Origin of the sequence: Actinoplanes sp. NPDC049599, assembly GCF_044465625.1 — a bacterium.
Taxonomy (GTDB): Bacteria; Actinomycetota; Actinomycetes; order Mycobacteriales; family Micromonosporaceae; genus Actinoplanes.
On the sequence record NZ_JBITLX010000014.1, the window covers coordinates 186,040 to 210,658 of the forward strand.

At 71.9% G+C, this 24,619-nt stretch carries 21 protein-coding genes and 1 pseudogene; 8 read left to right on the top strand and 14 right to left on the bottom strand.

Translation table 11 applies throughout. The features are described from left to right. Positions 1–10 precede the first annotated feature (10 nt). Complete coding sequence (locus ACIBQZ_RS24505) at positions 11–484, bottom strand: hypothetical protein (RefSeq protein WP_396091093.1); 474 nt, start codon at positions 482–484, stop codon at positions 11–13. Positions 485–613: 129 nt separating this feature from the next. On the opposite strand from ACIBQZ_RS24505, the gene ACIBQZ_RS24510 reads away from it, so the two are divergent. The 5 genes from ACIBQZ_RS24510 to ACIBQZ_RS24530 all read left to right on the top strand — a co-directional run bounded on the left by ACIBQZ_RS24510 (position 614) and on the right by ACIBQZ_RS24530 (position 7,969). After that, positions 614–3,901 (top strand): TIR domain-containing protein, encoded by a 3,288-nt coding sequence (locus ACIBQZ_RS24510; RefSeq protein WP_396091094.1) that lies wholly within the window; start codon positions 614–616, stop codon positions 3,899–3,901. An 84-nt stretch (positions 3,902–3,985) separates the two neighbouring features. Next, complete coding sequence (locus tag ACIBQZ_RS24515) at positions 3,986–4,474, top strand: aromatic ring-opening dioxygenase LigA (RefSeq protein ID WP_396091095.1); 489 nt, start codon at positions 3,986–3,988, stop codon at positions 4,472–4,474. A 387-nt stretch (positions 4,475–4,861) separates the two neighbouring features. Continuing rightward, positions 4,862–5,155 (top strand): hypothetical protein, encoded by a 294-nt coding sequence (locus ACIBQZ_RS24520; RefSeq protein WP_396091096.1) that lies wholly within the window; start codon positions 4,862–4,864, stop codon positions 5,153–5,155. 285 nt (positions 5,156–5,440) lie between these two features. Beyond that, positions 5,441–5,668: a hypothetical protein gene (locus ACIBQZ_RS24525; RefSeq protein ID WP_396091097.1), complete on the top strand. Its 228-nt coding sequence runs from the start codon at positions 5,441–5,443 to the stop codon at positions 5,666–5,668. A gap of 591 nt (positions 5,669–6,259) precedes the next feature. Continuing rightward, a complete protein-coding gene (locus tag ACIBQZ_RS24530; RefSeq protein WP_396091098.1) occupies positions 6,260–7,969 on the top strand; it encodes an alpha/beta hydrolase in 1,710 nt (569 codons plus the stop codon). 53 nt (positions 7,970–8,022) lie between these two features. On the opposite strand, the gene ACIBQZ_RS24535 is transcribed toward ACIBQZ_RS24530, so the two are convergent. Together ACIBQZ_RS24535 and ACIBQZ_RS24540 are read right to left on the bottom strand one after the other, a co-directional pair. Beyond that, the gene (locus tag ACIBQZ_RS24535) at positions 8,023–9,000 is read right to left on the bottom strand and encodes an RICIN domain-containing protein (RefSeq protein ID WP_396091099.1); all 978 of its coding nucleotides are present in this window, start codon (positions 8,998–9,000) and stop codon (positions 8,023–8,025) included. A gap of 111 nt (positions 9,001–9,111) precedes the next feature. Beyond that, positions 9,112–11,367: an ATP-binding protein gene (locus ACIBQZ_RS24540; RefSeq protein WP_396091100.1), complete on the bottom strand. Its 2,256-nt coding sequence runs from the start codon at positions 11,365–11,367 to the stop codon at positions 9,112–9,114. Positions 11,368–11,537: 170 nt separating this feature from the next. Here ACIBQZ_RS24540 and ACIBQZ_RS24545 point away from each other — a divergent pair, with 170 nt between their 5' ends. Next, entirely contained in the window at positions 11,538–12,227 is a 690-nt protein-coding gene (locus ACIBQZ_RS24545) for a DUF5317 family protein (protein ID WP_396091101.1), read from the top strand. Between the two features lie 194 nt (positions 12,228–12,421). On the opposite strand, the gene ACIBQZ_RS24550 is transcribed toward ACIBQZ_RS24545, so the two are convergent. Beyond that, the gene (locus ACIBQZ_RS24550; protein ID WP_396091102.1) at positions 12,422–12,709 is read right to left on the bottom strand and encodes a hypothetical protein; all 288 of its coding nucleotides are present in this window, start codon (positions 12,707–12,709) and stop codon (positions 12,422–12,424) included. 109 nt (positions 12,710–12,818) lie between these two features. Here ACIBQZ_RS24550 and ACIBQZ_RS24555 point away from each other — a divergent pair, with 109 nt between their 5' ends. Continuing rightward, positions 12,819–13,259: a hypothetical protein gene (locus ACIBQZ_RS24555; protein WP_396091103.1), complete on the top strand. Its 441-nt coding sequence runs from the start codon at positions 12,819–12,821 to the stop codon at positions 13,257–13,259. 9 nt (positions 13,260–13,268) lie between these two features. Here ACIBQZ_RS24555 and ACIBQZ_RS24560 read toward each other — a convergent pair whose 3' ends face one another. The 8 genes and pseudogenes from ACIBQZ_RS24560 to ACIBQZ_RS24595 all read right to left on the bottom strand — a co-directional run bounded on the left by ACIBQZ_RS24560 (position 13,269) and on the right by ACIBQZ_RS24595 (position 18,727). Further along, entirely contained in the window at positions 13,269–13,658 is a 390-nt protein-coding gene (locus ACIBQZ_RS24560; RefSeq protein ID WP_396091104.1) for a VOC family protein, read from the bottom strand. A 39-nt stretch (positions 13,659–13,697) separates the two neighbouring features. After that, positions 13,698–13,815 (bottom strand): annotated as a pseudogene (locus tag ACIBQZ_RS24565) (VOC family protein); the annotation flags it as partial. Positions 13,816–13,834: 19 nt separating this feature from the next. Further along, on the bottom strand, positions 13,835–14,668 hold the full coding sequence (locus ACIBQZ_RS24570) for a class I SAM-dependent methyltransferase (protein WP_396091105.1): 834 nt from the start codon (positions 14,666–14,668) through the stop codon (positions 13,835–13,837). A gap of 10 nt (positions 14,669–14,678) precedes the next feature. Continuing rightward, positions 14,679–14,942: a hypothetical protein gene (locus tag ACIBQZ_RS24575; protein WP_396091106.1), complete on the bottom strand. Its 264-nt coding sequence runs from the start codon at positions 14,940–14,942 to the stop codon at positions 14,679–14,681. Between the two features lie 80 nt (positions 14,943–15,022). Continuing rightward, complete coding sequence (locus ACIBQZ_RS24580) at positions 15,023–16,819, bottom strand: tetratricopeptide repeat protein (RefSeq protein WP_396091107.1); 1,797 nt, start codon at positions 16,817–16,819, stop codon at positions 15,023–15,025. Further along, positions 16,816–17,241: a hypothetical protein gene (locus tag ACIBQZ_RS24585; RefSeq protein WP_396091108.1), complete on the bottom strand. Its 426-nt coding sequence runs from the start codon at positions 17,239–17,241 to the stop codon at positions 16,816–16,818. The genes ACIBQZ_RS24580 and ACIBQZ_RS24585 overlap by 4 nt, the downstream gene beginning before the upstream one ends. 96 nt (positions 17,242–17,337) lie before the next feature. Beyond that, the gene (locus ACIBQZ_RS24590) at positions 17,338–17,925 is read right to left on the bottom strand and encodes an Ig-like domain-containing protein (RefSeq protein ID WP_396091109.1); all 588 of its coding nucleotides are present in this window, start codon (positions 17,923–17,925) and stop codon (positions 17,338–17,340) included. 115 nt (positions 17,926–18,040) lie between these two features. Then, positions 18,041–18,727, bottom strand: coding sequence for an SDR family NAD(P)-dependent oxidoreductase (locus ACIBQZ_RS24595; RefSeq protein ID WP_396091110.1), 687 nt, complete (start codon positions 18,725–18,727; stop codon positions 18,041–18,043). A 111-nt stretch (positions 18,728–18,838) separates the two neighbouring features. Here ACIBQZ_RS24595 and ACIBQZ_RS24600 point away from each other — a divergent pair, with 111 nt between their 5' ends. Beyond that, positions 18,839–19,447: a TetR/AcrR family transcriptional regulator gene (locus ACIBQZ_RS24600; protein WP_396091111.1), complete on the top strand. Its 609-nt coding sequence runs from the start codon at positions 18,839–18,841 to the stop codon at positions 19,445–19,447. 159 nt (positions 19,448–19,606) lie between these two features. Here the strand turns inward: ACIBQZ_RS24600 and ACIBQZ_RS24605 are convergent, their stop codons facing one another. After that, entirely contained in the window at positions 19,607–20,926 is a 1,320-nt protein-coding gene (locus ACIBQZ_RS24605; protein WP_396091112.1) for a hypothetical protein, read from the bottom strand. A gap of 118 nt (positions 20,927–21,044) precedes the next feature. Beyond that, entirely contained in the window at positions 21,045–24,503 is a 3,459-nt protein-coding gene (locus ACIBQZ_RS24610) for a PQQ-dependent sugar dehydrogenase (protein ID WP_396091113.1), read from the bottom strand. Positions 24,504–24,619 lie beyond the last annotated feature (116 nt).

Below are 24,619 nucleotides of genomic sequence, written 5' to 3' on the forward strand. Positions count from 1 at the left end.
CCGGCCGAACTCAAGCCCGAAGCACACCGTCGACCCACAACACCGTGACAGGACGGCCACGGTCCCGGGCGTAGGTGACGACGTCGGCGGTCCCGCCCACCCCCCGAGCCGGCCGCCCGTCCCAGACGGCGAACAAGTGATCGCACCGATCGACCAGAGCCTGACCGGCGGCCAGGAAAGCCTGCTCGCTGGGCTCCGGGAAGGGCATGGTGGTGACGATCGCCGCCGCCCGCCGAAGGTCCTCGAACCGCTCCCGGCTGTCATCGGCGAACAGCGAACCCGCATACCCCTCGCACGGCAACACCACCTCGAGCGTCCCACCGGCCGCCAGCACGTGGGCGGCGAAAAGCTGGTCGGCGCCGTCGGCAAGGTTCGAGACCCCATAAAGCTGGGCGCCCGCGGGGAGAACCCGGTTCCAGTGCGCCACGGCCCGGTCAACGATGCTCGGCGGGAGAATTCGATGACCGGTCACACCGAATCGCACATCGACCTCCGTACCAAGGCTCGTCACGCTGGAGCAGCAAGATGACGATACGGTCTCCAGCTTTCCCCATGGGGGCGGTGGCGTGCACAATCTGTCGTCGCTGCACGTGCCGACGTCGGGGGACCTGCCATGACCTTCAATGGGTTTATTTCGTACAGCCATGCTGCGGACGGGCGTCTCGCGCCCGCCGTGCAGCGTGGTCTGCACAAGCTGGCCAAGCCCTGGCACCGCCGGCGTGCCCTGTGGATCTTCCGCGACCAGACCGGACTGTCGGTGACCCCGGCGCTGTGGTCCTCCATCCAGACCGCGTTGGACGGTTCGGACTACTTCGTGCTGCTCGCCTCGCCCGAGGCCGCGCAGTCACAGTGGGTGAACCGGGAGGTCGAGCACTGGATCGCCACGAAGTCGGCGAACCAGATCCTGCCCGTGGTGACCGACGGCGAGTGGGCCTGGGATCAGGAGAGCCGCGACTTCACCGCGGAGTCGACCGCGGTGCCCGCGGCGCTGCGGGGGGTGTTCGCCGAGGAGCCGCTCTTCCTGGACCTGCGGTGGGCGCGCGGCAGCGAGCACCTCAGCCTCCAGCACTCCCGGTTCCGGGATGCGATCGCCCAGCTGGCGGCCCCGATGCACGGGGTGAGCAAGGACGAACTGGAGGGTGAGGACGTCCGGCAGCACCGGCGGGCGCGGCGGCTGCGGTCGGGGGCGGTGGCCACGCTGATGGTGTTGACCCTGCTGGCGGCGCTGACCAGCGTGTCGGCCGTGCGCAACGCGGACCGGGCACGGGCCGCGGCGGCGGAGGCCCTGCGGCAGCAGCAGGTGGCGCAGGAGCAGCGCGGCAGCGCCGAGCGTTCCGCGCAGGAGGCGAACCGGCAGCAGGAGCTGGCGCAGCAGCAGCAGAGCCTGGCGCGGGAGCAGAAGGCCCGGGCGTCGGAAGCGGCGGAAGAAGCGGAGCGCTCCGAGCGGCTGGCGCAGGAGCAGCAGGCGCTGGCCGACCGGGCGGCGGCGGAGGCCCGGCGCCAGCAGCAGCTCGCCGACCAGGCCGCGACCCGCACCCGGGAGCAGCAGCAGCTGGCGGCGGAGGCGTCCAAGCGGGCGCAGCGGCTGGAGGAGGAAGCGCAGCGGCTGGCGAGGATCGCCGCCGAGCAGCAGCGGGTGGCCGAGGAAGCGGCCGAGGAAGCCCGGAAGCAGCAGGCCAAGGCGGACCACCAGCAGCGGGTCGCGGTCAGCCGGCGGCTGGTCAACCAGGCCAGGGCGACCGTCGGCGACGACCCCGGGACGGCCCTGAGGCTGGGCGCTGCCGCCCAGTCACTGCTGCCCGACGCCGAGACCCGCAGCCAGGTCACCAGCGTCGTCACGTCGACCAGCTACGCCGGCACGCTCGGCGAGGTGAAGTCTGCGGTGTACGGGCCCGACGGCGTGCTGGTGACCCGCGGCACCGACGGCAAGGTGTCGCTGTGGAACGTGTCGGAGCCGTCCGCGCCGGTGCGGATCGTCGCGCTCCCCGACCCGGGCGAGCCCAGCGCCGCCCTGACGCTCAGCCCGGACGGGCGGACCCTGGCCGTGATCGGCGTGGGGCGCAAGGTCGCGTTGTGGAACGTGGCCAAGCGGTCCCGCCCGGTCCGGCTCGGCACGCTGCCGGGCGACAACCACGTCTACTCGATGGCGTTCAGCGGTGACGGTGACACGCTGGCGACAGGTGACACCTGGGGGGTCACGACGATGTGGGACATGGCCGACCCGGCCCGGCCCGTCTACCTGGCCGAGATGGACGACTGGGCTGAAGGCGTGGTGGAGGACGTCGCGTTCAGCCAGGACGGGCGCACGCTGATCTCGAACAAGACCCGGTTCATCCCCGTCTGGGACGTGACCGACCGGGAAGACCCGATCACCGTGCGCAGCCTGTTCAGCTTCAGCGTGCTCTCGCTGGCGTTCGATCCGAGCGGGTCGACCCTGGCCGTCGGGGGCGGCAGCGGCGGCGTGAACCTCTTCGACCTGCCGCGCGAGCCCACCGTCCGGGCCATGCTGGACGACGACGACCCGCCTGTGCCGCCGCCCATGCCCCCGGAGGAGTGGGAATACCTGCCGTACGGTTCGCTGAACGGCCTGGAGGGCAACGTCCTTGCGGTCTCGTACAGCGCGGACGGGCATTACCTGGCGGCCGGTGACGCGAACGGGACGGCGAAGGTCTGGGACATGACCCTCGCCGAGGGGCCCAGGCCGGTCACCACTGTGCGGGCACACGGTGCGATCAAGTCGGTGTCCTTCGACCCGGAGGCGGAGACGCTGGCCACCGTCGACAGCACCGGCACGGCGACCCTGTGGTACGCCAAGCCGCGCGGCGCCCCGGACTCCCTGGCCGCCCTCGACGTCCCGGGCGGGCAGGTCGAGGCGACCGCCTTCGGCCCGGGTGGGGGCTCGCTGGTCACCGCCGGCCGCGACGGCACGGCGAGGTCCTGGAAGCTGGCCGACCCCGCCCGCCCGGTCCGGGGCGCCGACCTGACCATCCACAACGGAGGCACCAGGTCGGTGGCGTTCAGCCCGGACGGCCGGATGGTGGCGGCCGTCGGGCAGCAGGACGGCCGGCTGACCGTGGCGGAGGTGGCCCGCCCGAACCGGTCGACGACGCTCACCACCCTGACCGGGCCGGCGACCGGGCGCACCGCGATGGCGTTCAGCCCGGACGGGCGCACCCTCGCCGTCGTCGACCCCACGACCGTGATGCTGTGGGACCTGACCACCCGGACCCGTCCCACCCTGCTGGCCAGGCTGGGCGGTGGCGTCGCCTTCGCCGCGGTGCTGGCCTTCGGCCCGGACGGGCGCACCCTGGCCATCGGCGGCGGAGCCGACCGGGTGGTGACGCTGTGGAACGTGGCCGACCGCCGCGCACCCGTCCGGCTCGGCTCGTTGGCCGGCCACACCGGCGCCATCTCCGCGGTGGCCTTCAGCCCGGACGGGCACACCGTGGCGACCGGCAGCGCCGACTCCACGGCGATGCTGTGGGACATCACCGACCGGTCCCAACCGCACCGGCTCGCCACGCTGACCGGCCACGCCGGCGGGGTGCAGGCCGTGGCGTTCAGCCCGGACGGCCGCACCCTGGTGACCGCGGACCCGGACTACGCCGCGTTCCTGTGGGACACCGCCAACCCGACCGCGCCGTTCCGGCTGCTCTCGCTGCACGGCCTCGGCGGCATGGCGCGCCAGGTGCTGTTCCGGGGCGACGGGCACACCTTGGCGATCGCCGCGCAGGCGGGCACCGAAAGCGCGACCGTGACGCTGTGGAGCTCCACGAAGCTGAACAAGCTGCGCGCCGACCCGGCCGGCCACGCCTGCGCCATCACCGATCGCGGCCTCAACGCCGGCGAGTGGGCCCGCTACGTTCCCGAGTTCCCGTACCGGCGTACCTGTCCCGCCTGAACCGCGCCCGGGTTGTCCGTTTTCTTGCCAGGATGTGATCAACCGGCGCGTGGGAACCCGCGCCGATCACATAGGAGGCTCTCAATGGCACACGAAACCGGACAACCCCCGGCCGCGACGAACCGGGCAGGCCGGACCACCCGGCTGTTCGCGCTCATCATGCTGGCCGCCGGCGCGCTCATGCTGGTCGCCGGCGCGGTGACCTGGGGGATGGTCAGCAGCAAGCTGGCCGAGGAGAACATCACCGTGGCCGAGGACGCCAAGTGGTTCGCGGGGGAGAAGGTCGACGGCCCGTTGACGGCCTACTCGCAGGCGGACATCATCGACCACCACGCGCGGAAGCTGAGCGGCGGCAAGACGTACGCCGAACTCGGCCGGGAGGACCCGGTCCGGGCCACCATGATGAACGCGTCGTTCCTGCGGGCGTCGCTGTTCACCTCCGTGCTGTCGTTCGGCGTCTCGGCGATGGCGATGGGGCTCGGGCTGCTCACCGCCCTCATCGGATGGGCGCTGCTCTCGCTGGCGAAGGCCCTGGCTGCCACGGCCGCCCACGCCCCTCCCGCAGCGAGGTGAGCTGACCCGGCTCACGACCAAGCGGTGCACGGCCGGCTGGCGGAAAACCGCGAGCCGGACGTGCATCGCGTGCTGCCGGAACTCGCCGCCGCGCTGGCCGGCCGGATGCTCCTCAAGCGACTGCCCATCGCTCGCCGAGGCCGGGACCGCCCTGAATCATCTCGGCGGTTCCTTGCTCGACCGACGGCGGCGCGTCGCCCGGAATGGCGCGCTGAATGCATCACGGTGCGGCGCGAAAAATGGCATGCGAGATGCATCGTATCGCCCGGTCGGGTCACTTGCGCGCAGATCTTTTTGCGACACGGCGTTGCCACTTCCCCGAAAACCATCTTTTGGACATATTGGCGGCCGGGCGGGCACCGTGCCCGCCGTTCAGAAAGGAATTTCATGCGCCTTCGATCTGTCCTCGCGTCCGTCGCGGCCGGAGCCGCCGCGGTGCTGGCCTTCGCCGTTCCCGCCCAGGCCGGCGGTGGCATCGAGATCGGCAACGTCGACGTCACGGTCACCGATATCGCCTCGGGTAACTCGTACTACCTGCTGCAGAACGTGTCGGTGCTGCAGGCGGCGCAGGTCTGCCAGGTCAACGTGGACATCGTCACGGCCACGCTGCTCAACGGCGAGAACGCCAAGTGCAGCAGCAAGACCAACAACCACCAGCAGGCCTGGATCAAGAAGCACTGAGCGGCCACCGCCGGCCCGGACCGTCCCGCCGGGCCGGCGGCCCTCCGCCGACATCTGCAAATCAACACCCACGGCCGGCGCGGCCATTGAGTCACGTCATCATGACGCGCAGCGCCGAATTGCGGCACCGGCGCCTCCGGCGGAATGATCAGAATCCTTTCCGGCGCAGATGCCGCGCGGGCAGTGGCGCGGCGACCGACTATTCTGCGGATCCGCTCAGCGGCGCCGGCGCAGACCGTTGCAGTCCGGCGAGGGGTGGGAGCGTTGTCTCTGTTGTCGTCCCGCGTGGACGTTGATGTCAGGGTCGCCTATCGGCTGGTCGAGGTGCACGACAGCGATGTCGACGAGACCCCGCCGGCGCCGCGCGAGGCCGGCCACCCCTGGCTGGGCGCCGGCACGTCGAGCGTGCTGCTGCAGTCTGCCGCGGGCATCTACCGGGCCCGGCTGACCTTGACGACACGCTCTGGCCGGGCGGCGAGATCGTGCGGCTCTGGCTGCCGTCCGGCGTGCTGAGCGTGCACCAGATCACCGCGGGCAACCTCCCGGATGTCTTCGAGACCGGCGGCGCCGGCCACTACCGGGTGCGGGCTGGCCTGGCGCGCCGGCGTGCGCGCTGGCCCAGTTCTGGGCCGACGGCGCCGCCTGATCACCGTCGTACTGCGCGGCGGACCGCCCCGGCGAGTGCCGATCAGGAGCACCGGTTCTTGATCCAGCCGGCGTCCGGCGACGCCTGGCCCGAGTTCGCGGCGCACTCGGCCCAGGTCGGCGTACCGGTAGGGGGCGTCGGGCTTCGCGCCGCCCACCGTTTCGTGTGCAGTGTGCGTTTCCCCCGATCTGCTCGGTGTACACACCGCAGATGGCGCGAATTCGTGCGTGCTGCGCCCCGATTCCTTCCCGTGTGAGGGATGGGCGCGGCATGAATCGTCGTGCCCCAGCCAACTACAGCGTCCTGCGGTGGACAATCGGCCAATAGACATCGAACGATGTCTTGACCTGCCGGCCGCCCGCGGGCGACTTGATGATCACTGAGCGTGGCATCGACTTCTTACTATGCCGGGGGTCGCGGCACCGAGGCCGCGACCCATCGTCAGAAGGGTCGTCCGTATGCCACTGAAGACGCACCGACTACTGACCGCCGCGCTGGCCGGCGTCGTCCTGGCCGCCGTGGCCGCCGCGCCTGGTTCGGCCGCACCGGCCGGCGCCGATCGCACCAGCGCCACCGAGAGCCGCCGGGTCGACAAGGTGCCCACCCCCAAGCTCGGCTGGTACAAGTGTTACGAGATCGCCGAGTGTGCGACCACCCGGCTGCCGCTGGACTACGACCAGCCGAAGGGCGCCACCACCGAGATCGCCATCCTGCGGATCAAGGCCAAGGACCAGCAGCACAAGATCGGCAGCCTGTTCCTCAACCCCGGCGGCCCGGGCGGCTCGGCGACCGAGTTCGCCCGCTTTGCGCCGTACTTCCTCAGCGACTCGCTGCTCCAGCGCTTCGACATCGTGGGCGTCGACCCGCGCGGCATCGGCGCCAGCGCCAACGTCCGCTGCTTCAAGTCGGTCAAGGACCAGACCGCCGTGTTCGACCTGCTCAACGTGCCGTTCCCGGTCACCCGGACCGAGGAGCAGCGGTACGTGACCGGGTCGAAGCTGTTCGGCAAGGCCTGCTCCACCACCGGCAAGCCGCTGTCCGGTGCGATGTCCACCGCCGAGGTGGCCCGCGACATGGACGTCATGCGCCGCGCCGTGGGTGACCGGAAGCTGAACTACCTGGGCTTCAGCTACGGCAGCGCGCTGGGCCAGTACTACGCGAACATGTTCCCGGACCGGTTCCGGGCGCTGACCGTGGACGGCGTGCTCGCCCCGACCGCCTGGGTCGGCAGCACCCGGCAGATCCTCGACGAGCGGCTGCGCTCGTCCGACGGCGCGTACCGGGCGCTGATCGAGATCCTGAAGCGCTGCGACCGGGCCGGCGAGAAGTACTGCGTCTTCGCCGACGGTGACCCGGTCGCCAACTTCGAGACCATCGCCCGCGAGCTGCGTGCCAAGCCGCTCCAGCTGCCCGACGGCGAGGGCGGCACATTTACCGTCACCTATGCAATCTTCGTCAGTGCGATCCTCGGCTCGCTTTACGGCACCGACGCGGGCGAGGCGGTCACCGCGATCTCCGCGGAGGTCTGGGCGGCGCTGCGGGAGGGCTCGACCGCCGCGCTGACCGAGCGGGCCCGGGCGGCCCGGGCGACCAAGCGCGGGTACGACTTCCCGTACGACAACGGCTTCGAGGCGACCAGCGCGGTCATCTGCACCGACGGCCGGCACCCGGCGGACGCCGCCTCGTGGCCGGCGGCCACCGCCCGCCGCGACCAGCAGGCGCCGTACTTCGGCCGGATCTGGGGCTGGATCGACAGCCAGTGTGCGCACAAGACCTGGACCGTGCAGGACGAGGACGCCTACCGCGGGCCGTTCACCCGGCGGACCGCCGCCCCGGTGCTGGTCGTCGGCAACTTCTGGGACCCGGCGACGAACTACCAGGGTGCGGTCACCTCGAGCCGGCTGCTGCCGAACTCGCGGCTGCTGTCCAGCAACAACTGGGGCCACACCGCGTACGGCTCGGGCGTGTGCGCCACCACCGCGATCGACAACTACCTGCTGACCGGTAACCCGCCGGCCAAGGGCACGGTCTGCACCGACGCCGCCCAGCCGTTCACCGAGCCGCTGCCGCCGCCGGGGGAGACCACCACCCTGGCCACCCCGACCGGCAAACAGCGCCCGCCGGTCGCCACGCTGAACCCGGATTCGCCGCTGACGCCGGCGAAGTGACCGCTCGTGGGCGGGGCGGCCGTGGCTGCCCCGCCCACCGCGACCGGCGCCGGTCACACCAGGTTGGTCCGCCACAGCCGGGACGCGTCGGCGTCGCAGTAGTACAGGACCATGGCCGCGTTGATCGTGGTGCTGCCACCCGCGGGTGACAGGCAGAGCCCGCTCTTGACGTTCATGATCTTGAAGTGGTCGGCGCCGTCCGGCAGCAGCCGCCACACCCGCGCCGGGTCGTTGTCGCAGTAGTACTGGACGACCACCGTGTTGGGTCCGGTGGCGCCGCCGGCCGGCGACAGGCACTGGTCACTCTTGACGTTCCGGATGTACCGGTCGGCGGAGGGGTAGCTGACGTATCTGAGATCCCACAGCCGGGCCGAGTTGCGGTCGCAGTAGTACTGCACGGCGACGGTGTTGGGGACGGTGCTGCCACCGGCAACGGTCAGGCACAACTCGCCGCTGTTGCCGTTGGGGATCTGGTACGCGCCGAAATCGGTCCACTCCCGCGCCGGGTCGTTGTCGCAGGTGAACTGGACGACGGCCGCGTTCAGGTCGGTGCTGCCGCCGGCCGGGGACAGGCAGAGCCCGCTCTTGGCGTTCTTGATCCCGAGGCCGCGCCCGACCTGCACGAACGTCCAGTAGCGGGACTGGTCCTGGTCGCAGGTGTACTGCACGACGACCACGTTGCGCCCCGTGCTGCCGCCCGCGGGCGACAGGCACAGCCGGGTGGCCAGGTTCTTGACGTAGTAGACGCCCTGGCCGCCGGGGCTGTCGAGGATCTCCCAGGACCGGGTCGTGAAGCCGTCGCAGGTGAACTGGACGATCTGCACGTTGAGCGAGGGGTCGCCGCCGGCGGGGGCGAGGCAGAGCTTGCTGAACGCGTTCTGGATCCGGAGCTTGGCCGCGGGGCCGGCGGCGTGGGCGGGTGCGGCCGAGAAGAAGGCGCCCAGCAGAGCGAATACCGCCACCAGGAACACGGAGCGGCGGAAGCGGCGGGAGGACGAGGAGGAGGGCTGGTGGGTGCGGACGTCGGTCACGGACGGTCCCCTTTCGTGACCTCCGACGCTACGGATCGTGCCGCCCGCGGTGCTCCCGCATTCATGCCAGCCACACCCTCCGGTGGGACGTGCCGGGCACCTGACCGTCGGCTAGTCGGGCGGTGTCCAGCCCTGCTGCAGCTTGCGGGCGACGTCGCCGGCCTGGGGGTGGTTGGCGTCCACGAGGATCTTGTACGCCTCCTCCCACCGTTCCCGGGCCGTGGTGTGGTCGCCGATCACCTGGTGGGTGTCCCCCAGGTGATCGGTGAGCTGGGCTTCCAGGATCGGGTCGGCCAGCGCCCGCGCCAGCCGCAGGCCCTGGTCGTAGTGGTCGGCCGCCGCCTCGTAGTAGCCCAGGTCGTGCTGGGCGCGGCCCAGGGTGTCGTGGGCGACGGCCTCGTTCGCCCGGTCGCCGGCCCGGTGCTGCAGCGCGACCGCGCGCTCATGGTGGGGCAGGGCTTCGTGGGGGGCGCCGAGCTGGGCGTGGTACCAGCCGACGGCGTTGCTCGCCTTGCCCTCCCAGCCGGGGTGGCCGAGCTCCGCCCACAGCGCCAGCGAGCGCTGGGCGTGGCGCAGGGCGCGGTCATGGTCGCCCTGGAGCCAGCACACGTACGACAGCACGTACTCGGTCTCCGCCTCGCCGGGGCGGTCGCCCGCCTCGCGGCACGTCTCGACCGCCCGGCGCATGTGGTCGTGGGCCTCGCCGAAACGGTCGAGCCGGCCGGCGACGACGCCCAGGAAGCGGTGCGCGTGTGCCACCGCCGGGCCGTCCATCAGCGCCGTGGCGGCTCGCAGCGCCACCGCCCACGCCACGCCCTCGTCGTGCCAGTGCTTGTGCTCGTACAGGAACGAGTCCAGCGCCCAGCCGAGCTGCCAGGCGTGCCGGTCCAGCCCGGCCTCCCGGGCCTGACGCAGGGCGGCCAGCAGCACCGCCCGTTCGGTGCCCAGCCACGCCAGTGCGGCCCGGGCGTCGAGCGGCTCCCGCGGGGCGGTGCCGCTCAGCCCCAGCGGGATCGGCGCGCGGGTCGGGTTCAGCACCCGGTCCGCCTGGTGCGCGGTGTGCGTGTAGTGGTCGAGCAGCCGGGTGAGCGCGGCCCGGCGGTCCTGGTCGGTGTCGCTGCGGTGCGCGAGCTCGGCGGCGTAGACCCGCAGCAGCCCGTGCAGCTGGTAGCGGCCGGGGGCGTGCTCGGTGAGCAGGCTGGCATCGGCGAGCTCGCGCAGCGTCCGGCGTACCTCCTGGCCGTGCGCCCCGGCCAGCGCGGCCACCGCGTCGATGCCGATGTCGGCGCCGGCCGTGAGGCCCAGCAGACGGAACAGTCGCGCGGCCGCGGGGCTCAGCGCGCGGTAGGACCAGGAGAACACCGGCCATACACCGTCCAGGGTGGCCGACCCCGGGTGCCGGAGCTCGGCGGCCACCGTCGCGAGCGGGAAGCCGGTCTGCCGGATCCGCGCCGCGACCAGCGCGAGCGCGAGCGGATGCCGCCCGCACGCCGCCACGATCGCCGCGATGGCGGGGTCGTCCGCCGCGGCTGCGGCACCGCGGCGGTGCAGCAGCCCGGCGGCCTCCGCCGCGTCCGGCAGCTCCAGCACCAGCGGTTGCGCGCCCACCTCGGCGACCAGGGCGGTCAGCCGATTGCGGCTGGTGACGACGGTACGGACGGCCGGCCCGCCGGCCAGCAACGGGCGCACCTGGTCGGCGTCGCGCGCGTTGTCCAGGATCACCAGCAGCCGGAGCTCGGCCGACATGCTGCGGTACAGCGTCGCCTGCCCGTCCCGACCGGCCGGCATGTGCTGCGGCTCGACGCCGAGCGCGTCCAGGAAGCCGCGGATCGCGTCCGCGGGGTCGACAACCTCGTCCTCGCGGTCGAAGCCGCGCAGGTTGACGTAGAGCTGACCGTCGGGGAACTCCTTGGCGGCGCCGTGCGCCCAGTGCACCACCACCGCGGTCTTGCCGATGCCGGCCGTCCCGGTCAGCGTCACCACCCGCGCCGTGGCGGCGTCCAGCGCGGCGAGCGCGGCCGTGCGGCCGGCAAAACCCTCGACCTCCAGCGGCAGCTGCGCCGGCGCGGGCGCCCGGGTAACCGGCTGGCGGCGCGTCTCCGCGTGGACGCCGACCAGGATCTCGTGGCGGCGCCGCCAGTCCGCGACCTCCGCGTCGGTGCCGCCGCACGCCCGGACCAGCGGCCGCACCAGGGCGTCGAAGTCCGGCGGGCGCTTGATCTCGCCGTTGAGAATCGCGTAGAGCTGCGTCCTGCTGATCCGTACGTCGCGCGCAACGCTCTGCAGATCCCGCCCGGAGGCCTGCCACCGCCGCCGCAGCTCGGCGCAGAACGCGGCCACCGGGCTCGTGTCTCGCGAAACACCCACGGGCTCACCGTAGCCGGTGTCGTCCGGCGCGCCGATCCGGTGAGCCCGCACCCATCAGCGGTGTTACCCGCGCGGTCCGGAGTTTGTCGGGATCCCACCGGCCACACCGGACGATCGGGTGAACTGACCGGGCACTCGACGAGAGGAGGCCCGCGGTGCCGATCAGATCTTTGCTTCTGCTGCTCGCGCCGCCGGTCGCCGGTGTCGCCCTGGGCTATGTCCTGGGTGGACGGCTCGCCGGATTCCGCACCATCGAGGTCAGGGCGCTGTGGCTGGTCTGGCTCGCCGCGGGCGTGCAGTTCGCGCAGCTCTCGATCGGCGGAGTGCGGCACTTCGTCGAGCGGACTCTCGGCGTACCGATGCTGGGGTTGATCTTTTTGATCGTGCTGGCCTGGCTGGCGGTCGGCCTGCCGGGGTGGCCGGCGACGATCCGGGCCGCCGCCGGCGTGATCGTGCTCGGCGCGTCGCTCAACGGGCTGGCGATCGCGCTGAACGGCCGGATGCCCTACGAGCCCGCGGCGGCCGCCCAGGCCGGGCTGCCCGCGGGGGTCGTGACGCCGAAGAACGAGCCGGCGGACGCGGGCACCCGGCTCGCCGTGCTCGGCGACACCATCGCGATCAAGCCACTCCGCGCGGTCATCAGCCCCGGCGACATCCTGATCGGCGGCGGCGCGTGCGCGTTTGTTGTGCTCACGATGCGCCGGCGCCGGCGGAGCGGTCCCGCACCGGAAACCACCATCACTCAGGAGGTGAATCATGATCCGCACACTGAACCGGCAGCGCCTCGTCCTGGCGATCTTCACGCTGGCGGCGCTGGCGACCCTGCTCTACTCGGTCGGCGCACCGATGACCGAGGGTAGCTGACAGATGACGCAGAAGGTCGGCTGGCGACGCCTGACCATCGCTGTCCACACCCTGGCCACGATGGCGTTGCTGCTCTACACGATCGGCGCACCGCACGAGCACGGCGGCTGAACGGGGGGTACGGGGCGGTGCACTCACCATGCCCGGCCGGGCGTGGTGAGTGCACGCCCGGTGCGGCTCAGATCCGGGATCAGAAGGGGGGCGCGTCCTCGCCCATCAACGCCAGCGTGACGCCGCCCTTGCCGGTCTTGAGGCTCTGGACCACGACCTTGCCGGTGTTGCCGTTCGGCAGCTCCAACGTGAAGGTCTTCCCGACTGCGTTCTTGGGGCCGTAACCGGCGTCGTTCGAGGGCCGGAAGTCGCCTGCCCAGGGCGGGTTTCCACCCTTACGGGCGGGCTCGGCGAAGAGCGCGGCGGTGCCGGGGGTCCGGGTGCCGTCGGCGGACGAGAGCGTTGCGGCGCTGCGATAGGTAGCCATATGCAGGAAGGATATCCCGAACCGCGGCTGTACGGGCGCCGGAAACCCGCAGGGGTTTACGACGGCGGGCTGCCGTGGCCCGAGGGAGCCGAGAGGCTAGTTTGCTCGGATGAGTCTCCTTGAGGACGTGGCGAAGCGTGACGGCTGGCGATGCTGGGTGTGCGACGAGCCGGTCGACGCCGGCATGTCGGTGAACGATCCGCGGGGCCCGAGCGTCGACAGCCGCACCGCCGACCGCAAGGCCAAGGTCACCGAGCGGCTCGCGCACCGCGCCTGCAACACCCGCAAGGGCGCGGTCAAGGTGGTCATCGCCTGGCCGGACCGCCTGCACGTGGTGGAGCCGGCGCCGTTGATCGCCGTCGCCGACCGCCTCGAACGCAAGGGCGGCCGCGAGCTGGTCGCCCGCTGCCCGAGCAAGAAGGACGCCCAGCAGGCGGCGGACTGGCTGGTCGACCGCTTCTCCCGGCTGGTGCCCGGCCTGCCGGTGACCGCGAGCGTCGACGCGGGCGGCGGCCAGTATCTCGTCGCCCTGGCCGCGGGCCGCCGCTGAGCCCACCGTTCAGTCGAGACAGAACTCGTTGCCCTCGATGTCCTGCATCACCAGGCAGGACTCGTTCTCCTCGTCGGCCGGCAGCAGCCGTACGCGGGCCGCACCGAGCGGCACCAGCCGCGCGCACTCGGCCTCGAGCGCGGCCAGCCGCTCCTCGCCCACCAGCCCGGTGCCGACCCGCACGTCGAGGTGCAGCCGGTTCTTGACGACCTTGCCCTCGGGGACCCGCTGGAAGAACAGCCGCGGACCCGCCCCCGTGGGATCAACACAGGCGGACCACGAGTCGTCGTCGGCGGAGCCGTCCGGCCTGACGTAGCCCAGCGCCTCGGACCAGAAACGGGCGAGGCGCTGAGGTTCCGCGCAGTCGAAGGTGACCTGGAACTGCTTGACCGACGTCATCGGCCCACCCTATCGGCCGCCCGGCCGCCGTCCTCGGGATCAGGTCGCCGGGCTCTGCCGCTTGGCCCATTCGGCGACCCGGCGGGTGCTCTCCTGTTCGGAGAGGTCCTCGACCCGGGTCATGACCGACCACCGGACCCCCGAACGGATCCCGGATGCCCCGCCATGAGCAGGCGTCAGCGCGAGTCGGCCGGCTTGCGGGCGAGCAGCAGCCAGCATTGCGGACTGCCGTCCCCCTGCCGGCCCAGACCGACCGGCTCCACGGCGAAGCCGGCCGCCGTCAGGTCGTGCCGCACCGCGGGCAGCGAGGCGGTGCGGTAGTACATGACAAACGGAGGCCGCCAGACGGCATTGCGAACCCGCATGACCGCGTCGAACCCGAGCTCGGCCCAATACCAGAGCGACCTCGGCGACACTGGCGCACCGATCGCGAGCGCGAACAGCCCACCGGGACGCAGCGCCCGGAACACCCCGTCAAAAAGCGCCGGCCGCTCCGCGGGCAGGAAATGCCCGAGCGCCCCGAACGAGACCGCGAGATCGAACCCGGCCGCGAACGGCAGGGCCCGGACATCGGCCCGCACCAGCTCGGCCTCGGGCGCCGCGCGCCGCGCCTGCTCCAGCATCCCGGTGCTGAAGTCGACGCCGGTGATGGATCCCTGGCAGAGCCGCTGAAGAACCTTCAGGCCCGCCCCGGTGCCGCAGCACACGTCCAGGCCGTCACCGAACGGCCCGGCCTCGGAAAGCGCTGCGACGGTCGCCTCGAGAATGCTCTCCGGGGTGCGGAAGGGCGTGTAGTCGAACTTCGGCGCCAGGGAGTCGTAGCCACGCTCGACCGAGGAGAGCGCCTGGACGCAGAGTTCACGCAGGGACGGGCCTCGAGGTGAGAACACCGCCCGAGCGTACCGGGCGGACGGCTCGCGCCTCAGCCCGGCGACACCAACGGCACGCCCGGCAGCCCACCGCACCACCACGCCACACGTCTCGTCGTCCAGCTCCGCCAGCGCGACCACGATCTCGGCATCAAGCTGATCCGCCGGATTCGCCCGCCGGGCGGCCTTCCCGCAGCCGGTCGTTCGGCACCAGGTCACCCCACCGCAGCCGGTCCTCGGCGCGCCGGGCCGCGGCCTTGGCGCGCGCCTTCTTCTCGGCCTTGCGCCGCTTCCGCTCGGCCCGCTCGGCCTCGGTCCGCGCGGGCTCCGGGTGCGCCCGATGCCAGTAGGCCGCGGCCTCGGCGGTCTGCCGGACGATCCGGTCCGGCCCGGCCGGCCCCGGCCAGAACTGCAACAGGTACGCGTCAACGACCTCATCCTCGTCCGCGAAGTCCTGACGCCGCCCGAGCTCGCTACCGGCCTGGGCTGGGTCAGTCAGGTGCGCCTGCGATCTTTGTTGCGGATGCTGCGTAGTTCGGTTGCCGTGGTTTGGGTGTCCGGGTGGTGGTCGCCGAGGACCTGTTCGTACAGGTTGATGGCCTCGGCTTCTCGGCCTGCCGCGTGGTAAGCGCCAGCGAGATAGTCGCGGCTGGTCAGAGTGTCGGGGTGGTGGTCGCCGAGGACCCGTTGCCGGTCGGTGAGGACCTGCCCGTGCAGGTCTACGGCCTCAGTTATCCGGCCCACCGCAAGGTAGGCGGCGGCGAGGTTGTCGCGGGCGGTCAGGGTGTTCGGGTGGTGGTCGCCGAGTACTTGCCGGTAGCCGGTGAGGGCCTTGTCGTACAGGTTGATCGCCTCGGGTGTCCGGCCGGCCGCGTGGTAGGCCCAGGCGAGGTGGTGGCTGGTGGTGAGGGTGTCCGGGTGGTGGTCGCCGAGGACCCGCTGCCGGTCGGTGAGGACCTGCTCGAACTGGTCGATCGCGGCGGCGACCTGGCCCTGGGTCTGCCGGTACGCGGCCGCTCGATCGTTGACGTCCATCAGGTCGACGGTGACGCGACCGGGGCCGGCGTGCTGGGTGAGCGCGTCGATGTGCGGCAACAGCTGGTTCCAGCGCGGCCATCCGGCCACATCGGTCATCGGCGTTTCCGGTACGGCCGCCCGCATCACCACCACCGCCAGGGTCATGGCCGTGGCGGCATCTGCGCCTGCTTCCTCCCGGACCACGCCCTGCACCAGCCGATGGACGTTCACCTCGCCGGCGCCCCGGGTGACCAGGCTGAACGATGCCAGCACCGCCAGCGCATCGCCCAGCGTAACCGGGTCGTCCGCCAAAGGGGACAGCACGTCCTCGGGGAGTGCGTCCGGGCCCAGCCAGGCCAGCACCCGCAACACCCGCACCGCCGCCGCGGATCGGCCGGCGACCGCCGCCATGCTGGCCTGCCAGACCGAGGCGACCGTGCGCTGCGCCGAACTCCCCTCGCCCGGGTCGGCCGCGACCAGCCCGAACCGGGTGGTCAACAACCGGTGATAGCCGGTGAACCCGAGACCGTCGTGCTGGCTGACGTACGCCGCGGCCTGCTCCAACGCCAGCGGCAGGTCACCCAGCGCGGCCGCCAGCCTGTCCGCACCCTCGCCGTCGTCCGATCCGGTCAGCCGGTGCAGCAGCCGCACGCTCGCCGCCCGGTCCAGCACTCCGAGCCGTACCGGTGCCAACCCGAGCCGGGCCCACCGGGCCGTGCCCAGGTTGCGCCGGGTCGTCACGACCACCCGTCCCCGACCGGCGACCTGCCCCAGCAGCTGCTCGACGTCGGCGACGTCCTCCACGTTGTCCAGCACCAGCAACCAGCCGGGGTGCGTCTGCAACCAGCCCAGCGCCCACGACTGCGCGTCCGTCAACGTCGACGCCGGCTGCAACCGGGCCGTCAGCGCCGCGAGCCCGAGCTGCACGTTCGTCCCGGTGTCCGCGGTGATCCACCACACCAGGTTGTGACGATCCCGGAACCGTCGCGCATAGTGCACGGCCAGCTCGGTCTTCCCGACGCCGCCCAGGCCGTGCAGCGCGGCCCCGCCCGCACCGCTGTCCAGTACGGCGGCCAGCACGGCGAGGTCGCGCCCCTCGAACACGGCCGACGCCAGCGGGAGATTGTCCAGCCCGGCCGGGGCATCCACGGTGGCCGGCGCCGGCACCCCGGCCAGCGTGATCACGTTGTGCACGTTGCCGCTGCCGACCTGCACGTTCGCCGAGCCGGTGACCGTCACGGCGCCGGGCGGGGGAGGCCCGGCCGGCCCGGTCACCGCGCCGCGGGTGGCGGTTGGACGGACTGGACGTTGTTGTTGCCGACCTGCACCCCGGTCGAGTTCGTCACGGTGACGGTGAACGTGTCACCCCGCACCGGCGCGGCCGCGACTATCGCCGCGATCTCCTCGGCCAGCTCGGCGTCCTCCGCCAAAGCCCGCTTCACCTGCGCGAAAACCGCTGCGGCGAACGCGTCGTCATCCGGATTCTCACCCAGGTCCGTGACCGCGGCACCCACCTGCGCCGACCGCCGCGACGCCAGCAACCGATCCAGCAGCCGCCGGCCGACACCCACGGTCGCGTCCGCCGCGGCGTCCGAGCCCCGCTCGCTGACCTTCGCGACCACCGCACTGCCGTACGCCCCCGCCGCCGCGGACAGAAACGGGACGACCGTCCCCGCGAGCTCACCCACCTCGATCATCGCCACGCCTTCCCCACCGAACGCGCCACCACGTGTACCAGACCGATACAACACCATTCGACAGGCGAACGCGCGGGCGTTGCGGGGCGGCTCGGGTCAGCGGCGGTAGGTGCGTTTGCTGCTGTTCTTGAGGTTGCCGGCCCTGTCGTAGGCGCGAAGGTGGACGGTGAACGTCTTGCCGTACTTCTTCGGGTTGACGGTGAAGCGGTAGCCCGCCTTGCTGTCGGTGGCCACGACCTTGCCGTTGACCACCAGTTGGACCCGGGTGATGCCGTACCGGTCGGTGGCCTTGGCGGTCACCGCGAAGGTCTTGGTCACCCTGGTTTTGTTCTTGGGCGCCTTCGCGAACTTCACCGCGGGCGCGTGGTTGTCCAGAGTGACAGTGCGGTAGACCGTGGCGGCGTTGTCGACCAGCACCGTGCGGCGGTATTCGGCGACGTTGCCCGCGATGTCGCGGGCGCGAACGGCCAGGGCAGCCGTTCCGTCGACCGCGGCGGAGTCCCAGTGCAGCAGGGCGGGGGAGCCGATGGCGGAGTCGATGACTGTGCCGTCCGCGAACAGTTCGACAGGCGGGATCCCGGATCTGTCGGTGGCCTCGACGTAGAGCTCGCCGCCGGCTCGGATGTAGCCGTTCGAATGGACGACCAGCGTCGGGGCGGTGTGGTCCACCCGGGAATCGAACACCGTGTCAAACGTATGTCCGGTCTGGTCGTAGGAACGCGCGGTCAGCCGTAGCGGTGACTCGGGCAGCGTGCCGGCGGCGTCGTGTCTGTCCCCGGGGTGGGGCGCGGAGTCGCGCCTACCAGCCCAGTTCTCCGAGTTCGTCCTGGAAGGTGCCGGTCGGGCCGTCCGGGCCGAGTGTGGCCAGGCGTACGACGGTTCTGGCGCTCTCCTCCGCCGGCCTCCCGATGCCGAAGGCCGCGGTCATGTCGGTGGCGGTGGCGCCGGGCTCGATCGCGTTGAACTTGATGCCCGGCTGGGATTTGGCGTACTGGACGGTGAGCATGGTGGCTGCCGCCTTGGACGCCGCGTAGAGCGGGAGCGGCAGGTTGAACTCCGGCCGTTCGGGATTGGTCACCGCCCAGAAAGATCCCATGCTGCTCGAAACGGTGATCACCGTGGGGTTCGACGACTTCCGGAGCAGGGGGAGCGCCGCCTCGGTCACCCGGACGATGCCCACCGCGTTGGTGTCGAAGGCCCGCAGGGCCGCCGGTCCGTCCACGGCTCCGTCCGCGAGGATGCCCGCGTTGTGCACCAGGACGTCGAGCCGGCCCTCGGCCGCGTCGACCTCGGCCAGTGCGTCGCGCACCGACGCGTCGTCGGTCACGTCGAGCTGGACGAATCGCGCGCCCAGCGCCGCCGCGGCCTTCTCGCCCCGCCCGGCGTCCCGGGCTCCGATGTAGACGGTGTGACCCAGCTCGGTGAGCTGCCGGGCTGTCTCGAAGCCGATGCCCTTGTTCGCGCCGGTGATCAGTGTGACGGTCATGCGTACCCCTCGGTTCTTTTGTACCGCTCGGTTGCCGACCACCGTAGCAAGTTTTGTACCGCTCGGTCGGTGAGGCGGATCACGATTTGTACCGAACGGTAGGATGGGCCTATGAGCAGTGCGACGCCCGCCATCGGCCGGCCGCGGGCCTTCGACGAGGGGACGGTCCTCGACCGGGCCGCCGAGGTCTTCTGGCGCCACGGGTACGAGGGAGCGTCGCTGACCGCCCTCACCAGCGCGATGGGCATCAACCGGCCGAGCCTGTACGCGACGTTCGGCAGCAAGCAGCAGCTCTTCCGGCGTGCCTTCGCCCGCTACCACGAGACCCAGGTGGCCACCGCCCACGCCGCGCTCGATCAACCCACCGCGTACGCCGCCATCGAAGCGTTCCTGCGCTCCAGCGCCGACAGCCTCACCGCCGCCGGCCACCCGCCGGGCTGCCTGTCCGTCCAGGGTGGCCTGGCCTGCTCGCCGGAGAACGCCGGCATCGCCGAGATCCTGGCGGCGGGCCGGGCCGCCACCGAGTCCGCCCTCGAGCAGCGGCTGTCCCGCGCGGCTGCGGAGGGGGACCTCCCGCCCGGCGTGGACGCCCGGGCGCTGGCGCGGTTCGTGATGGCGATCAGCGAGGGACATGCCGTCCACGCCGCCGCGGGCACCCGCCGCGAGGACCTCCAGGCCTCCGTCGACATCGCCCTGCGAGCGGTCGCGCCCCGATCCTGACGGCCGGGCGACTTTGTCCCGCCCGGCCGTATCGGATATCCGGGAGGGCCGGCGCCAAGGTCGGCGGACAGGTGATCGCCGGCCCCGGCGCCACCTCGCGGCGGTGCCGACTTCCCGCGGCCGTAGGGGGAGCGGACCCCAGCCGGGCCCGCCGATCGGTCACTGTGCGGGTGTCTCAGCGGGGGTCAACTCCCATCCGGTGTAGGCCGTGCTCGATGTGAAGCCGTCGGCGGTGCGGGCGCGGGCCTGGATCTCCAGGTACAGGGACCAGTCCGGTGTCCGGTAGCGGATCGTTGCGTTGCCGTCCGGGTCGGCGGCCACGACCTGGAAGGTCTCGCCGAGGTCGGCGGACCAGACGAACTCGGTGACCTCGGGTGAGTCGGTGCGGAGGACGATCGTCACCTCTTGTCCAGCCGTCGGCGGCGGCGCGCCGTCCGGGAAGTCCGGTGAGCTGATCACCGGTTGCGGGACCTGCACCGGAACGTAGAGGTTGACCGTGATCCGGGGGGAGACGACGCCGTCCGCCGTGCGGCTGGAAACGGCAAGAGCGTTGTCACCGCGGCGGTCCGGCGTGACGGTCGCGGTGGCTCTGCCGTTGGCGTCCGCGGCGACGGTCGCCGCCGGGCCGTCGTTCAGCTGGTAGGTGAAGGACGCGGTGCCGGGCACAGCGCTCCAGAACTGGACGGTGCGCGGCTCCCCGAGCCCGGCGTCCGGGTTCTCCTGCATGACCTTGGGCTCGCGGTCGAGGACCGAGAAGGAGTACGCGGTCTCGGCCGAGCGGTTACCGGTGCGATCGATCGCCTGGACGGTGAGAGTGTTCGTGCCGACCCCCGCCGGCGTGATCTCGACCGTGGCCCGGCCGTCGCGGCCCGCCGGCACGTCGAGCAACGGGCCGTTGCTCGACGAGTAGCGGAACTTCACGACGTCCCTGTCCCCGCCGGCCGCCGCGAACGTGAACGTGCCGGCGATGCCGACCCCGCCGGCACTGCCATTCGCCGGATAGTCGGCGGACTCCACCGCCGGCGGGTGCGGCCTGGTCGTATCGACGGTGAAGGTGCACACGGGTGACCACGCCGACCTGGCGCCGCCGGCATCGGTGGCGCGGGCTGCCAAGCGGTATCGGCCGGCATCAACCAGGGTGGCCGGCAGCGCGGTGAACGCCGTACCCGGGGAGCTGATCGTGGGCAGGGTCCACTCGGTGCGCTGCGCCGGTTTGCCGACCGGCCACCACGCGAACGTCGGGGTCAGGGTCTCGCCCTGGACCGTGCCCAGGTCCGGGTCGGCGAAGACCGCGGTGATCCGGGGTGCGGTGGTGCCGACCAGGATGCCGCCGGCGTCGCACGCGATACCCCCGACGGTCAGCGAGGACGGGGTCGCCGGTTGATGATTGGCGGGCGCAGCCCAGGCTCCGGAAGCGGGCAGGACAAGCAGGACAGTCGCCGTGGCGACCGCGATGACACGGTGCCGAACAGGGGTCACAGATCCTCCGTGGAGCACGACGTGCGCCGATCCGGCGCGCTGCGCGATCCTACGGTGGGCATGCGACAGTTTTCGCCCCGCCGAGTCTCGCGGGACCCGGCGGGGCGTAGTGCCGCCCTTACGAGGCGTAGATCGAGTACTTCGCGGTCCAGCGGGTGGACGTGCCGAACGAGGACGGCCAGGTGCCGAACGGGCGCGACTGGCTCCAGGCGCCCTGGTTGGCGCTGCCGGTGTCGTAGCTCATGTTGTTGTCGCCGTTGGTGTTGTACATGAGCCAGTACGCCGTGTTCGGCGCCAGCGTCGCGGTGACCGGCCGGCTGTTCCACGAGTTGGCGGTCAGCGTGCCGGAGGTGCTCGACGCCACCAGCGTGCCCGGCGAGCCGTTCACGTCGGTGTAGATCGCCACCTGGTACTGGTTGGCCGGCGCGGCCTGCACCGCCTTGAGGCGGACGGAGATCTGGCTCACCGTCAGCGCGGCGGGACCGTTGACGAACCGCGAGCCGTTCATGAAGTTCATGTCGCCGGAGTCCAGCATTCCGCCCACCTGGTCGTACCCGAAGCGCGGGGCGCTCGGGTCGGCCGTGGTGAACGAGAACTGGTGGTTGGCCGCGAGCGCGTTGCCCGCCGTGTCGGTCACGCCCGTCCGGACGGTCACCGAGTACTGGGTCGAGGCGGCCAGCGCCGCGGACGGCGTGATCGTCGCCGCCTGGTCGGCCGCGTCGTAGGTGACGGTCCGGCCGACCAGCGTGCCGCCCGGACCGCGGAGCTCCAGGTTCGCCGGTGTGATGGTGCCCGCCGCCATGCTCTCGCTGAACCGTACGGTGACCGGCGCGTTCAGGGCCACCCCGGTCGCGCCGCCGGCCGGGGTCGTGGAGGTCACCGTCGGCGCGGCGGTGTCCGGACCCGTGGTCGCGTAGATGGAGAACTTCGCGTTCCACCGGGTGGACGTGCCGAACGTCGTCGGCCAGGTGCCGAACGGCGTGGATCCGCTCCACGCGCCCTGGTTGGCCGTTCCGGCGTCGTAGCTCAAGTTGTTGTCGCCGTTGGTGTTGTACATGAGCCAGTACGCCGTGTCGGCCGCCAGCGCCGCGGTGATCGGCCGGGTGTTCCACGAGTTGGCGGTCAGCGTGCCCGACGTGCTGGTGGCCACCCGCGCACCGGGCGAGCCGTTCGCGTCGGCGTAGACGGCGAGCTGGTACTGGTTGTCCGGCGCCGCCCGCACGCCCTTCAGGTACACCGACATGGACGTGACCGTCGTCGGGCCGGACCCGGTGACGAACCGCGAGCCGTTCATGTGGTCCTGGTCGCCGGAGTCCAGCGACGCCCCGACCTGGGTGTAGCCGATCCGCTGCGGCGCCGGGGCGGCCGCGTAGGTCGCGGTGTACGTCGTCGCCGCCGTGGGCGCGGTGACGACGTGGGTCTGCGCCCCGCCGTCCGACCACGACGCGAACGTCGCGGAGCCCTGCGGCGACGGCGCGGACACCGAGTTCGTCGAGCCCTGGATCACCGTACGGGAGAACGGCGTGGTGCCCGACGCCGAGCCGACGGTGAGCTGCAGGCCGGACGGCACGGTGTTGAAGGTCAAGTTGACCGTCTCCGGATCCAGCCGGCGCGCCACGGTGTGCGTGAGGCCCTCCTGGTCGGTGGCCACGAGCTTGAGTTCCAGATAGGACGGATACTCGTGGTCGGGCGCCTCGAACGACCCGGACGCCACGCCGGTCCAGCTGCGGATGGCGTGCTCGTGGCAGTTGTCCGGCGCGGAGCAGTGGTGCATGACCAGGTCCCAGTCGAGGCGGGCGGCGGGAAGCGTGCCCTGCTGCGGATCGGTGGCGTGGCCGGAGAAGGCGATCGTGTCGCCGACCTTCCAGGTCGTGCTCGCGGCCGGCGTGTCGATCACCGCGGTCGGCGCCTCGTTGCCGGGCGTGATGCTGATCGTGCTGGTGCCGGTCGCGTTCAGCGTGTCGGTCACGGTCAGCCGCGCGGTGTACGAGCCCGTCGTGGTGTAGGTGAACGTCGCCGTCGGCGAGGTGGAGTCGGTCACCCCGTCGTTGGTGAAGTCCCATGCGTACCGCAGACGGCCGTCGTCGGCCGGATCCGGGTCGGTGGAGCCGGTGCCGTTGAACGTCACGGTCAGCGGCGCCGGGCCCTGCGTCGGCGACGCGTCGATGACCGCGCTCGGCGGCTGATTGCCCGGGAAGTACCGCACCCGGCGGACGGTGCCGCCCAGATCGACGTAGTAGAGGTCGCCACCGGGGCCGACCTCGAGGTCGACCGGGCCGGCGGCGTCGGAGACGAACGTCCGCAGGTTGGCCGGGTCGGGCAGGCCGCCCGGCGTGGACGGCAGCGACGCCCAGATGCACCGGCGCGAGTAGTCGGCGAAGAAGACCGCGCCGTGGTACGCGGCCGGGTAGGGACCGCCCGCGGTCGGGTAGAACGCCACGCCGGTCGACGACGAGCTGCCCGTCGGGCAGCTCTCGCCCGCGACCAGCTTGCTGGCGTGGTTCCAGGCGACGAACGGCGCGGTGTGCGTGCCGGCCGGCGCGGCGTAGAGGGTCTCGCAGATCGGCAGGTTGGCGCTGTCGTATCCGGACTGCCGGGCGTTGCCCTCCCAGCACGGCCAGCCGAAGTTGGTCACGCCCGCGGTCGGGTCGACCACCCGGTTGACCTCTTCCCAGGCGTTCCACCCGGTGTCGGAGATCCAGGCCTCGTTGGTGCCGGGCCGCATGGTGATCCGGTACGGGTTGCGCAGGCCGTGCGCGACGATCCGGCGGGTGTCGGGGTCGGCGGAGCCGATGTCCGGGTTGCCGGCCGCGGCCGCGCCGGTCGCCGGATCGAGCCGCAGTAGTGTGCCGTCCAGCTGGGTCTCGTCGCCGGCGGTGCGGATGTCCTGCGCTCGCACCGCCCCGCCCTCGTTGACCGGATCGGCACACGGGTTGGTCGGCGCCCCGGCGGGCAGCTGGCCGTAGTCGACCGCGCTGAAGCTCGCGCCGTCACCGGCGGAGACGTAGAGCATGCCGTCCGCGCCGAAGGCGATGTCACCGATGGAGTGGCTGGGGAACTGCTGGCACCAGTCGTGCAGCAGCACCTGCTCAGTGCCGGTCATCGAGTTGCCGCTGGCCTGCAGCCGGGAGAGCCGGCCGGTGACCACGCAGCGCCCGTCGTTCGCGTTGGCGCAGACGTCGTTCCAGACCGGGGCGGTCTGGCCGGGCGGCGCGTCGTAGGTGTACAGCACGTAGACGTACGGGTTGGCCGGGAAGTCGGGCGGCAGCGACATGCCGAGCAGGCCCCGGTCCCACTGGTTGTGCACGTTGGCCGACAGGTCGGCGAACACCGTCGGGGTGGTGTCGGCGAGGTCGTCGAAGACCTTGATCCGGCCGCCCTTCTCGGCGACGAAGACGCGCCCGTCCGGCGCGAACTCCAGATCGACCGGCGAGCTGAGGCCGCTGAAGACGATCTGCTCCTGAAAGCCGCTCGGCAGCGCGACCGCGGTCGCCGGCGGCGGACCGACGAACGACGACACCGCGAACACGGTCACCAACGCGACAAACCCACTCAGCGCACGCCGAAACACGGGCATTCCCCTCCCCGTTCGTCGGAGCGGGAGGGATTTCCAGCACCCCGGACGATTTCCGAATCCTAAGTAGATGCCGGGTGCCGGTGCCGTCGGCTGTCCGACTCGACCGCTCGCCGACC